Annotated in this window: 8 protein-coding genes; 3 read left to right on the forward strand and 5 right to left on the reverse strand. The window is 54.2% G+C overall.

The window, feature by feature from the left end; translation table 11 throughout:
• The first annotated feature begins 137 nt into the window (after positions 1–137).
• On the forward strand, positions 138–989 hold the full coding sequence (gene ypfJ / locus Poly59_RS11355; protein ID WP_146534144.1) for a KPN_02809 family neutral zinc metallopeptidase: 852 nt from the start codon (positions 138–140) through the stop codon (positions 987–989).
• Positions 990–1,118: 129 nt separating this feature from the next.
• Here ypfJ and Poly59_RS11360 read toward each other — a convergent pair whose 3' ends face one another.
• Positions 1,119–2,189 carry an SAM-dependent methyltransferase gene (locus Poly59_RS11360; RefSeq protein WP_146534145.1) on the reverse strand — a complete coding sequence of 357 codons (1,071 nt, stop codon included), beginning with the start codon at positions 2,187–2,189 and terminating at the stop codon, positions 1,119–1,121.
• Complete coding sequence (locus Poly59_RS11365) at positions 2,186–3,436, reverse strand: amidohydrolase family protein (protein WP_246151553.1); 1,251 nt, start codon at positions 3,434–3,436, stop codon at positions 2,186–2,188. The genes Poly59_RS11360 and Poly59_RS11365 overlap by 4 nt, the downstream gene beginning before the upstream one ends.
• A gap of 61 nt (positions 3,437–3,497) precedes the next feature.
• On the opposite strand from Poly59_RS11365, the gene Poly59_RS11370 reads away from it, so the two are divergent.
• Positions 3,498–5,813 carry a serine/threonine-protein kinase gene (locus Poly59_RS11370; RefSeq protein ID WP_246151554.1) on the forward strand — a complete coding sequence of 772 codons (2,316 nt, stop codon included), beginning with the start codon at positions 3,498–3,500 and terminating at the stop codon, positions 5,811–5,813.
• Positions 5,814–5,965: 152 nt separating this feature from the next.
• On the opposite strand, the gene Poly59_RS11375 is transcribed toward Poly59_RS11370, so the two are convergent.
• From Poly59_RS11375 to Poly59_RS11385, 3 genes are all read right to left on the reverse strand, one after another.
• Positions 5,966–6,616, reverse strand: coding sequence for a class I SAM-dependent methyltransferase (locus Poly59_RS11375; protein WP_146534147.1), 651 nt, complete (start codon positions 6,614–6,616; stop codon positions 5,966–5,968).
• A 283-nt stretch (positions 6,617–6,899) separates the two neighbouring features.
• Positions 6,900–9,899 (reverse strand): PVC-type heme-binding CxxCH protein, encoded by a 3,000-nt coding sequence (locus tag Poly59_RS11380; protein WP_146534148.1) that lies wholly within the window; start codon positions 9,897–9,899, stop codon positions 6,900–6,902.
• A 54-nt stretch (positions 9,900–9,953) separates the two neighbouring features.
• Complete coding sequence (locus Poly59_RS11385) at positions 9,954–11,402, reverse strand: neutral/alkaline non-lysosomal ceramidase N-terminal domain-containing protein (RefSeq protein WP_186776180.1); 1,449 nt, start codon at positions 11,400–11,402, stop codon at positions 9,954–9,956.
• A gap of 413 nt (positions 11,403–11,815) precedes the next feature.
• On the opposite strand from Poly59_RS11385, the gene Poly59_RS11390 reads away from it, so the two are divergent.
• Positions 11,816–13,345 (forward strand): sulfatase family protein, encoded by a 1,530-nt coding sequence (locus tag Poly59_RS11390; RefSeq protein ID WP_146534473.1) that lies wholly within the window; start codon positions 11,816–11,818, stop codon positions 13,343–13,345.
• The last annotated feature ends 4 nt before the right edge of the window (positions 13,346–13,349 follow it).

Raw genomic sequence — 13,349 nt, forward strand, 5'->3', positions numbered from 1 at the left:
CCGCAAAACAGGGATGCACAAAAGCAGGTTCGGGTGGGTGCCTGGGATTGGGCACGCCACGTATACTCACTTTCTGTGTTGGATTGATTTTATTGCAGTTGGTCATGTGCCTGCGGGCCGTTTGCGGAGTCGGTGATATGAAGTGGCGTGGACGTCGTCAGAGCGAGAATGTGGTCGATCGTCGTGGAGCCCGGGGCACTGCCGTCGTTGGCGGTGGCATCGGCGTTTTGATTCTGGCCATGATCGTTGGCCTGCTGGGCGGTGATCCGCGGCAGGTCATGCAACAGGCAGGCCAAGCCAAGCCAGCCGCTGTGCAAAACGGTGGAAAGGAACTGAGCCAACAAGACATCGAGCGCGGCGAGTTCGTCGGTACGGTGTTGGCCGATACCGAAGATGTTTGGACGAAACTGTTCGCCCAGAGTGGGCTGAAGTACGAAAAACCTCAGCTGGAACTGTTCACGCAAACGACTCAGAGTGCTTGTGGCACCGCGTCGTCTGCGGCCGGCCCCTTTTATTGCCCGGCCGACCAAAAAGTTTATTTGGACACTGCATTCTTTGACCAACTTGATCGTCAATTGAACGCACCAGGCGACTTTGCTCAGGCATACGTCGTCGCTCACGAAGTCGGCCACCACGTGCAAAACTTGCTTGGCAAGACCAGCGAACTCGATAAGGCTCGCCAACGTTTGCCCGAAGTCGAATACAACAAGTTATCGGTGCGACTTGAACTGCAAGCTGACTTTTACGCTGGCGTGATGTTCCACCATGCCCAACGCGAAAAACGGATCCTAGAAGAAGGCGATATCGAGGAAGGACTGCGAGCGGCGGCGGCGATCGGTGACGACACGCTTCAAAAACGCAGTACAGGACGCGCAAACCAAGAAAGCTTCACGCACGGAAGCAGTGCCCAGCGTGTTCGATGGTTCATGAAGGGCCTCGAAACTGGGGATCCTGGGCAAGGCGACACGTTTGCAGCAGAACAGTTGTAACGAAATGCATGACGAACGCTGGCATTGAAAATGCTAGATTAACAACGCAGCCATCACCTTAAAAAGTGATGGCTATTCTTTTGCCGATCATTTATTGCCGACCAGTGCTTGCCGACCAGTGCTTGCCGATCAGGCGTCGCCTTGCATCGCGACCGCGAAGCAGACTTCACATTTGTTTCGTGCCAATTGCCGGATTTCGATCGACTTGGGGTTCCACGACTCGACCTTCGTCCGCCAACGATCAATCGAGGCCGACGCGTCGTAGTCGCCTAGCTTTAGCGTGATCAGCAAACCGCGAAAATCACTTTGTCGATTCGTGACAATATTGCCAACGGTGACAAGCGTCTGATCCGGCTTGACGTTCGAGTCGACCAACATCCATTTTGCTCCCCGAAACTCGCGACGTGGCAAATCACCGCCCCGGGCCTGAATGTGGCGAAACCGTGGATGCTCAGCAATTCGCGGGTCCATCTCGGCCGGGTCAACACCGATCACTCGCAAACCAAGTTCCAACAGTCGCCCGCATGCGCCACCGGGCGCGCTGCCGATCTCGACAGCCAAATCACCAGGCTGCAAATTGAATCCTGACCAGGTGATGGCTTCGGCGGCTTTGTAGTAGGCTCGCGACACGGGCTCTTCTGCGGGATCGATTGGCTGAACACCGCCGGGCCACCGGGTCGACCAGACAGTGGCCGTGTGTGTGCCAAAGAACCAATGTGACGGTTCCACCAACACCACATCAAGCACACGTGCACCAGGCTCGGCGATTCGATTAGGCGCGTCGCAGCGAAGCCATTTTTCACTGATCGCAGCGTAGATTTCTTCACTGACCGCACAGGCGACTTCATCAATCCCTGGCTCAAAATCAAAACGTCCAATCGCCGCCCGGTCTTTCGCCCAAACGTGCAGTTGGTCAAACGGACGCGCGGCTGGATCGGCTGCCTCGAGTGATGCAATCAGTTTCGCGATTTGGGCCGAACCAAGTTCGTTCTTGGACTGGCCAATGGAACTGGCAACGGTACGGATAAAGGTTCCGCTCGGCAAGGTCTGAGACGAATCGTGCTTGGCGGTTACAAAACCAGGCCGAGAAAAAGCGAGCCGCCATCCCTCCGGTGCAATTGCTTGCTTCACGGCCTGCTCGGCTCCGTGCGCGCATGTGATCATCGCAAAGCTTGGCGACGGGCAGTCAGTCTTGTTCATTCGTTTTTGGTTGAAAGGGTCGGATACGTGACGCGGAACTTTTCGATTCGGTCGCGAACTCCGGGGATCAGGCGAGCCGCGTTTTCGTGGTACAGCTTAGCCAGAACTTCATCGGGAAGCCCGACACCGTCGATTTGCCACATTCCCTGCGGTGGCGGCACCTTTTCGCTATAGGGAAACGATTCGTCGCGAGTCTCGAAGAACCGCCAATAGAGTCTTAGCCGCTGTTGAGGCCAAGGACCGTCGGTACCAAACATCAGCCGATCAGCGTATCGAATCAAGAATTGACGGGCTGTACGTGGTTGGCGACCGAGTTCGGAGATTCGCGATGCGGGTTCCAAATAGAGGTTCGGGTATCGATCAAGCCACCCGCTGACCGTCGCCAAATCTTCCGAATTATTCGCGATATGAGCACCAATAAAGTTCGTTTGCGGATGACGTTCGATGACTCGGTTCCTGGCATCCAAGAGCTCTTGACGCGATGGAAACTCCTTGCCATAGAAGCTCCAATCCGGGTGCCGACTCAGTTCTTCCCAACGTTCGTTCGTTGAATCGACGGGTTCAAAAAACGCTGCGGGATCGGCCGTGTGAATGATCACAGGGATCCCAAGTTCACCACAAGCGGCCCAAATCGGATCCCAACGACGGTCGTCAATTTTCATCAGCGTGCCGTCGGGATTGCGATAGCCGAGCCCAAATCGTTTAAAGATTTTTAGGCCGCTGGCACCTGCTTCGACCGCCGCGGTTAACTGATCCACCGTGCGTTGGGCAAACCCTTGGCGATGACAGTCCCAGGTCGTGGGATCCGTTTCGTCGCCGTCACCCTGCCAATCGATGTGAGCAAAGATGGCAAAGCGGTCGCGATACTTGTTCCACAAAAAGGCTTGGTGCGCATCAAACTGACTGCCCAGTTGACCGTCCAACGAGACACAAACGGCGATTTGGTTTCGGTCCATCACTGCGACAAAGTCGTCGAGCAATTCAGCGCTGTCGCGAAGTTTAAAGTGAAAATGTGTATGAACGTCGACGACAGGAAACTTTGCGTAAGTTTTTGGATTGGCTGGCGTACGCAATTGATTTTTAGGTCGAAAATTGCGGACGGACAGGTCACGACCATCTTTGCCATCAAGTGGCGGCGGATTATCTGCGATTGAATCTTCGATCAATGACCCTTCGGCCTGTGGGGCGATAGGGAACGTTTGTGCGTGTGCTAAGACACTTAGCCATCCAAAACCGATCGTCAACATGAGTGCGAATCGCGAGTTGTCCGATACAATAATGGTGAGACGCTTGAGCGGGTGTTGAGGCATGACGCTTGTTGCTGTCTTCGAGAGTTTGAGTGGCGAGTCTTACATCCAGCGGCGCGAAATGAATCACGACCAAACCGAACACCAATCCGAGGATGGACAGTCGACTAGCAAGAAGCTGTCGATGCGTGCGACGACGCCGCCAGCGGAGGTTCCAGGACATCGTTTGACCCGTTTTCTTGGGTCGGGTGCATTCGGGCAAGTTTGGGTTGGCATCAATCTGAACACCGGCCGAAACGTTGCCGTCAAATTCTACCTGCATCGCGGCGGCGTGAATTGGTCCCTGCTCAGTCGCGAGGTCAAGAATCTTGTGACATTATCCGCCGACCGGCATGTCGTCCAAGTTCTAGAAGTGGGATGGGACGCCGATCCGCCCTATTATGTGATGGAATTGGTCGGCGGTGGCTCTCTTGAAGACCTGCTGGAAGCTCGTCCCCGTTTGCCGGTCACCGAAGCGGTTGAGATGTTTCGCGCGATTTGTGTCGGACTAAGCCACTGTCACAGCAAAGGCGTTTTGCACTGTGACATCAAGCCGGCCAATATCTTGTTGGGGGATGACGGCGAGCCACGACTAGCCGATTTTGGCCAAAGTCGCTTGTCGCACGAACAGACACCGGCGTTGGGGACGTTGTTCTACATGGCGCCAGAGCAAGCCGATTTGAGCTCGACACCCGACGCTAGCTGGGATGTCTACGCGGTTGGCGCGATCCTGTATCGAATGCTAGTCGGATCACCACCCTACCGCAGCGACCAAGTCGTTGGACAGATTGATACGGCGGGATCACTTACCAAACGTTTGGAACGGTACCGGGAAGCCATAGCTAGCGGATCCCTTCCAGATGGTCATGTGCAACACCGCGGTGTGGACCGTCCGCTTGCGCGAATCATCTCGCGGTGTTTGTCGGTCAAGCCGGAAGCTCGCTACGGCAACATCCAACAAATCCTGGACGACCTGGATCGTCGGAACGAGTCGCGATCGCGAAAGCCGTTGATGCTGTTGGGAATTGTGGGGCCGCTGTTGGTCCTGTTGGCGACTTCGTTTTTTGGCTACCGCAGTATCAAACAAGCCAGCGCCAGCACAATGAGCGCGCTTCGAACGGAAGCGTTTGGCAGCAATAAGCTAGCAGCCAGTTTTGCTGCACGCACATTGGAAAGCGAGATCGGTCGATATTTTCAATTGACGACCGACGAAGCATCACGATCAAAACTGATTGAACAACTGCAGAAGACATTCGATGCACCAGAGATTCAAACATCATTGAAAGAAATCGCAGCGATGGGTTCCCCCGTCCGCACGCATGGCGAAAGCGATCCGCGTCAGCGACTGCTGGCGGTCAGAGAACGCGCGGACCTGGACAAGATCCTGGCTGAACGTCTCTCCCGATACATAGGCGAAAACGCTAAAGAACGGCGATTGCGACTGGCAACGATGTTCATCACCGATTCTCTTGGCACGATCCTAGGGATCGCCTACGACGAACAGGTTGATGAAGAGGAAAATAGTGCTGGCCGAAACTTCTGTTACCGAACTTACTTTCATGGCGGGCACATCGATCATTCAAAGTCGGATGTCTCGATTGGCGAAATCGCACCGCTCAATGCGACGCATCTGTCGGCGGCTTTCCCCAGTACAGCAACGCGGTTGTGGAAAGTTGCCGTAAGCACGCCGATCTATCTGACCGATGACCATAGCAAACCCGACGCCATCTTTGTCGTCACGATTAACTTAGGTGACTTTGAACTGTTGCAAAGCAAAGAGGGTGCAAATCAAGTTGCGGTCCTCGTGGAAGCTCGCGAAGGAACATCTCGCGGCACGATTCTGCAACATCCACTGATGGACTCGCGACGAACAGCCGGCAAAAAGCTAGAGGGCGAAAAGTACCAGATGTCAACCGAAATGATGGACCGTTTGATTGGTGGCGGTGACGTCGACTATCTGGATCCCTTGGCGGGTGCCGACGATGGCGACGCCTACGATGGTCCATGGATTGCTGCGATCCAACCCGTCGAACTGCCTCGACCACTTGATCAAGGTGACGACCGTAAAAAGCCAGCCGTACTAGCGAACGTCCGCGACAATGCCGATCTGCTGGTCTTGGTTCAATATCGTCTCGAAAAAGTAATGGAACCTGTCCATCAGATGCGGTCGGCGCTCTTATTCGAAGGAGCCGCAGCACTGATGTCGATCATGGCTGTGACATTGACCCTTTGGTTTCTTGTCCGCCGTGTGGCGTCACCAGGCAGTTTCGAGTCTGGCAGCGTTCTTGAAAAACCAACGATTCCACGCGGTTCGACCGAGACGATGGCGGTCAAGTGAATTGCAACTTGGCTTGGCGATTGAGCAGTGGCAAAAGCAGATAATTTCGCCATGACATCAGTGCCACTCCGTTCCGATGTCCCGTGTGGCAAGCAAAATCGATTTCGATCTTCGGGCGGTTGCTCGTCATTGACCGCATTCTCACCGAGTCACTAGCTGATCGGTTTGTAGAATGCGTAAGACTTCTCCATCAATGCAAATCGTTCACGATAACAGACTGAATCGGGAAACAGACTCGACATCTGCGAACGACTGAGAACACGTGTGTTGCTGATCATGTCATACCACACAGGTAGTTTCTTCTCCCATGATCGATGCAGACGATTGCGGATACCGCTGGGCAGTCTGAAATAGAACGGAACCCCGGTGTGAACTTCGAGCGGAAATCGGTCACTCGGAGTTTGAATCCAGTGAGCAGGAGCCAATCGATGCACTTCGCGCGCAAAAGCCGCTTGCTGCGTTTCGTCGCCGACGTGTTCGATCACCGAATTACTAAACACTAAATCGAACGACTGATCTGCAAAGACCCCTTCGAGGTCACAGGCGTCTCCCTCGACAAATTGGTAACGTGGATCTTTGATTGAGAGGTCGTTGAAGCCCGGTAAGTTGACCATCGTGACTTGGTAGTCATGGTCGATCAAATTCCACACCATGGGAGAACCTCCCAAATCAAGAATCTTCGCGCCGGGTGGCGGATTGACAAGATCCTGAAAAACCTTCATCCGCTTAGCACGACCTTTAAGGATGGGCGAATGCTTGGTTTTGTACGCCCACTGACTTAGGTGACGAATAAGAATTTGCATGGTGGGTTTGCGCGACCGAAATGACGCTTTCGAGTGGAAAGAAACGAACGCAAAACAAGCACTCTAATTCCCCGCCCGAGAGCAATCAACAAAAGAGGGGCACGCAAACCACCTGCAGCGACATTCTACCGCAATTCGGCCTGATGGCTCTACTTTGGACGGCTTGCCGGGCCCGATCCCGCATCGCAATTGCCATATTGGACCGATGCACTCGTGCCGTGTCATCGAAATATGGGGCATTCAAATCCCTCACTTTTGGCCAATGCTTTGGTACGAATTTGGTTTAGTTTTCATCATTACGATCTTTCAAATACGCAAGCAAATCGGCCATCTGCTGGGGTGTGATGTCTTTCTCGATTCCCTCGGGCATCAGCGAAACCTCGCTTGCTTTCATCTGGTCAATTTCGGCTCGACCGATCAGCATCGATTTGCCTTCCGCCATTTTCAATACAATGACTTCATCGGTTTCAGATTCGACTAAACCGGTGTAGATTCCGCCATCCAATGTCAAAATGGTGTAAGCAACGAATGAAGGTTCAACCTTCGAGTTGGGATCTAAAATGTCATAAAGCAAGGCGGCCTTCGAACGGTTGCGAACATCGCTCAAATCTGGCCCGGCAAGATGCCCGTGTCCGTTGATGCGATGACACGCAGCGCAAACACGCGTGAAGACTTCTTTTCCGTGGTTCGCGTCTGCTGCTTTGGTGAGCGCGCTCTCGTACTCCTGGGCGACTTGCTGTCGATTCGATGAAACGACTCCGCCGAATAATTCAGACGCTTGGTTGCTGACGCCTGGATCCGAATGCTTTAGCAAACGAACTCGCTGATCAATACTCAGCGCAGCAGGATTCATTTTGCCGCTTGCCATCGCAGCCAAGGTCGTTCGCGTTGACTCCGTTCGGCTCAGTAAAAACGCAACGGCGTCACCACGAACCGCTGGACCCAATTGTGACCAACGATCCAACAAAACTTCTGCAGCATCCGATGCTCCGCTAACTCGCAGAGCGTCGATACCAGCTAATTGCAACTCGGCAGGCTGGTGGATCGACAACAGTTCGCGAAAGGACGTCGCTGAGGAAGCAAACGATTGGTATTTGAGGAGTTCGATGGCCGCACGACGATCGGCGATCGGCATGTTCGCGTCCATCGCAATCTGTTGTCCAGAGTCGAAGATCATCCTCAGATTCACAATCTCGTTGGCTAGTTCCGCGGGTGGATTTTCCATCATCGCTACCAGATTCAACCGCCCCTGCGGCCCACGATAGCGAGGCAGACCATCGCCTAAGCCAACGATTGCAGCCGACTTCCACCACGCGTGGTTCGTGTTTTCTCCCAGCAATTTAAAGAGTTCCCGCAGTTCGGCCAAATCACCTCGAGCACCAACAATTGTCGCAAGCCGTTTGATCAATGGAATTCCGCCATCGCGCCCGTGCGTTAAGAATGATTCGTTTCGCACCAAACCAGAAATCACCAAACCAGCACGCTCTTTCAGCGACGTTAACAGCCCGTCGGCGAACGATGAATCGAGTCCGTCGCTTACGGCAAGAGCGATCAATGCTTCGGTGGCGGCAAACGCGTCACTTGCATGCAGCGACAAGGCGGCTTCGAAACGAACACGCTGATCTTTGTCGCCGGCGGATTGAACGACCGCCGCAAGTACCCGCGGGTCTTCAAGAAATGGATCCGCTAACTTCAGTGCCGCACAACGGCAGAAAGCGTTTGTGTCGCGGCACATCATCAACACATCGGCGACAGTGCAAGAATCCAATCCGTGCAATGTCCAGATCGCGTGCAACCGCGTTGTCGCGGATGGATGCGTTAGAAGTTCGCGAACTCCTGCGGCTTGGTCCAATTCGTTATTCTCGACCAATAATCGCTGTCCCAAAAACTGCCGCCATCCATTGGACTCACTGAGCAGTTCTACGGCATCGGGTGGTTCGGTCGGTATCGAAAACGTCTGCGATGCTGATGTTGGCGTTAGTGCCGTTGAGGTTGTCGCGAGCGAGGGCGTGATCCGGTAGATGCGCCCGCGATCTTCACCGGCTCGCCAATCCAATTTATCGGCAATTTCGGGCGGCAAAAACTTGGGGTGCTCGACCCATAATCGATACATGTCCGCGAGATACAGCGCACCGTCCGGGCCTACCGCCAAACTTGCCGGCCGAAACCAAGAATCACTTGATGCAATAAAGTCACTCGACGACTGTGCTCGCTTCGCAGTGAACTTCAAAGATGTGCTCGACACAATCGATCGCGTCACCAAATGGCCAATCGGTTCACAGACGAACACACTATTCTGAAACGACTCATCACCTAGGTCACCGGTATAGGCCGTCGTTCCGCATGCCGATGTGTACGTCCCCGCATGTGAGAGATAGTTGCTCTTCATTTCCACAATCGGAAAAACCTTTGAATCACCGCCGGACGGTGCGACGTCATAAGACGTTTGACTAACGACGTGATAGGGGTTTCTAGCTGTGACATGCGGAGCCAAGAACGTCGTCATGATGGGGTTCCGATTTGTGCAGTAAAACCGATTCCCCCAACGATCGATGGTATTGCCGTATTGGCCCATCCCACTGTCCGCGCCAAATTCCATCGAATGAGGATGAAAGCGAAAGTCCTTTCGGGGCATCGAAACGATCTTGTCCGGCATCTCGGCTGAACTGACTTCTCCTGGTCCATAATTTAAGTAGACCCAATTATCGATACCCCATCGCGGGTTGCCGATCTGCATTTGCGGATGTGCCGGATTGAATCCTTCGAAAAGAGCCTGTCGCACATCGGCAACATGATCGCCGTCACGGTCGAGCAAGAATAGAACTTTGGTTTTCGCGCCGACTAGCAGTCCGCCTTTGTAGGCCATCAGACTATGAGCGAAGTCGAGGTTTTCCGCGAACACGTGTCGCTTGTCGGCGACGCCATCATGATCGGTGTCTTCCAACATCACGATTCGGGACAACGGTTGGCCACCTGCGGGCGGACCAATCGGGTAGTCACCGTACTCGACGGCATACATTTGTCCTTGCTGGTCAAAGCAGATCGCAACCGGATCTCGCACGAGAGGCTCGGCCGCAAACAGCGATATTTCGAATCCAGTTTCGATTTCGATGGCAGCCAATGATTCGACTGGCGATTTGGGTGGCGCGGTCACTTGCCCTACCCAGTGGCGTCCGCCTTGTTGACTCTCGATTACGTCGAGCGCCGACGTCGGCCCACCTTGCTCGTCAGCAAATCCCGATGGCGATGCAACAAAAAAAGCGAACAGCAAAAACAAACGCATGGATCACCGGATATTCTTGGGCTATTACTAGATCGAAATTTCTAGCGAGCGGCTTCACCGAGCAACTTCGCCGAGCAACGCTAACAGTGTTTGCCGCAGCTTGGGTTCTGCGTCGACTGACAGGTAGCTAGATTTGCAACGCCATGTTTCATATCCACCGAGTGCGTGCTGCCCGGGCGTTGGCAAGTAGCCGTTGTAACCATTGGCTAACTCAATCGTAAACGTTGGTTTCAACGGACTGAGTTGCTTGATCGCGAGTCCCGTTTCAACAAACGTTTCGCACGGGCTACTGACAATGCCGAGGTCGCCGATGCGAATTGCTTGCAACTTGACTTTGACCGCGGCAGGATACTTTGCCAAATCCAAAGTCTCATTCGCATAGATCAAACGACGGTCACTCCAAGGGCCGGGCGCAGCATCTTCGATTAGTTTCTGTGCGCGAGCAATTTCGTCTTTGTCCGGTCGTCGGACACCCAGCTCAATTTCAGTCTCTCGCATTTTTATTGGCACCCAGGTTTCAAATCGAACTCGCTGGTAGGCGGACTGTGCGGAAGCGGCAACATCGCCCGCGACGATGCGAATTTGCTCGAATGGTTGTTGATGCCCGCCACCTTCAAAGAAGTTGATGTTGTTGATATCTCCGCTGGTTCCGTTGGTCATCGCAGCCACAAACGGTGGCTCGGTTTCACCCGCATCGATTAAGTCTGCGATCTGGCGTGCGAACTGGCCGAAATAATCAGCCGACAGCGAATCGGCAGGAACACCGCCGACGTAATGCAGGCTGTAGTTCGCCCACACCGCAATCGGCCGACCGTCAATGGCTTGCACTGCGAGGACAGGAACTTCCGGATCAACAGGCCCGGCAGGCTGCAGCAGATCTCGACTATTGGCTGGTGGGTTCATCCGGACTCTGTCCGATCCGCGATCAAACGGATCGTTTATCGAAACCCCCGGACGCAAAAACCAACGGCGATTGAAAACTTGCCGCGGGTTGTTGCCGATCGCCCATCCAATGCGTGCAGGTTCCAACTGTGAGTGGGCACGAACGATACTCTGCGTGATCTGCTCGGTAAGAAAGCCGACATAGTTCTCAGCGGCTGGACTTTGAAAAGTCGGTGTGGCGCTTGCCGCGGTATGAGTGTGTGTTGCCGAACAGAGAATGTGCTGAGTCGGAATGCCGGTGATTCGCGAGGCCGCTTCCTTGGCGGCATCGTAAATTTCGCGAGGAATCATGCAACTATCGCAGGTCACGATCGCGATTTGCGTTTCGCCGTTGTCGATGACAAGACACCGAGCGTGCAGTGGATCATGTGCCTTATCCGCCGTGCGTCGCGTCATGCTGCCAGACGATTCGACGGGAAACGTGGTCGGCGTAATGTCGGCTGCGTAGGCTCCCGCGCGAAGAACTCGCGATGGCGAATCTTGCGACAAAACTGAAGTCGCCGACATCAACGCAGTCAAAACAAGAGTAATGAAAAGCGCCGGCAGAGAGATTCGATTCATGATTTGGCTCTTCGGAGAGGCAACAGGCAACCTTCACGGTCATTGTCCGTGAATGGTTTATCCCAATGATAACCCTACTCACCATCGTAGGTGGGTCGAACAAATGAAAGTGTCGCAAAGCCCCATCGATTCACTCGCTTGAACCACGTTCTACTGGCATGGAATCTCGATTGCTCAGTCCGGCAAGTCGCGTAAAGTTCATCGTCTTGGCGAAAAATCTTGCGAGACGGCACGCTCGGCAAGACGTCGCGTTGAGCGAGACTTCGAATCGGCATCGCGATGGGCGGCCATTGAAACGAATCTGCCGAACAGCACGAATTACCTAGACGAACCTGCCACTTCAGCATTTGCTTAGAATAGCGTTACGCCCGTCGGCAACTGCCAACCTATTAGCAACGAAAGCCAGAATGACCATGAATCAGCTTCAAAGACTGCGAACTTTTTCTAACCCGGTACGAGGAATCCTGTTTTCAGCCGCAGCTTGCTACCTTGCTGCGGCTTGCAACTTTGAGGGCACGTGTTGGGGCGACGAGCGACCGAATATTGTTTGGATCATTCCGGACGACATGTCTGCCAACTTTGCGTGCTATGGCGAAACCGCGATCGCAACACCCAACGTGGACAAACTGGCCGCGAACGGGGTCAAATTCACCAATGCTTATGTCACCGCGCCAGTTTGCTCGACATGCCGATCGGCATTCATCACCGGCATGTATCAAACCAGTATTGGTGCGCATCACCATCGCAGTGGCCGCGGAACAGAAAAAATCTCGCTACCCGAGGGAATCGAATTGGTGCCGAAACTGTTCCAGGACGCGGGATACCACACGTCAATCAGCGACTGGCCGATTGGCGGCAAACTCGGCAAGACGGACTACAACTTCCAGTGGGACCAATCAGTCTACGACTCCAACGACTGGGCCGACCGCAAAGACGGCCAGCCATTTTTCGCGCAGCTGCAAACCAAAGGTGGAAAGCTGCGTGGCAGCCATGCAGCCAGTTGGGAGAAAACAGCGAGTGCGGCCGAAAAGAAGCTAGGAAGTCGCACCACCGACGACCGGGTAGTCCTGCCACCTTACTACCCACGTCATCCCGATGTGGTTCGTGACTGGGCCGCGTACCTGGATTCAGTTCGACTGACCGATTTGATGGTGGGTGAAGTAGTCGCTCGATTAGAAGCCGAGGGTGTGCGCGAGAACACATTGATCTTGTTCATGACCGACCACGGCATTAGCCACGCACGCGGCAAACAATTCATGTACGACGAAGGCCTGCATGTCCCACTGGTCATCAGCGGCCCATCCATCAAGCCCGGCACCGTCCGCAATGACTTGGTCGAGCACATCGACATCGCCGCGTTGTCACTTGCCGCGGCCGGCATCCCCGTGCCAACCATCATGCAGGCCCGAAACATCTTAGCGACGGACTACCAACCACGTGACGCTGTCTTTGCGGCACGGGATCGATGCGATGAAACGGTTGACCACATGCGAGCGGTGCGAACGAAAGAGCTGAAGTACATTCGCAACTTTTTGCCCAACCGACCACACTTGCAACCGTGCGCTTACAAAGATGCCAAAGCAATTCTGATTGCCCTGCGTCAGTGGCATGACGCAGGCAAACTCGACTCGGTCCAAGAACTGTTGTTTCGTCCGACACGGGCTGCCGAGGAGCTATACGACCTCAGCAACGATCCTTTTGAAATCAACAATTTGGTTTCCGACCCTGCCTATGCAACTCGGCTGTCCGAAATGCGCGGTCGCTTGGACCAATGGATGGAATCGACCGGCGACCAAGGCCGCACTCCGGAATCCGATGCGATGTTCGACAGCGACATGGCCGTCTATCTGCACACGCTGAAAATCAGGGGCACGGCCAGTCAATTGAAAACCGTCCAAAATAACATCGCGCTGATGAAAAAATGGGCCGCCGAGGGTAAGTGAACGA

This window comes from Rubripirellula reticaptiva, from assembly GCF_007860175.1.
Classification (GTDB): domain Bacteria; phylum Planctomycetota; class Planctomycetia; order Pirellulales; family Pirellulaceae; genus Rubripirellula; species Rubripirellula reticaptiva.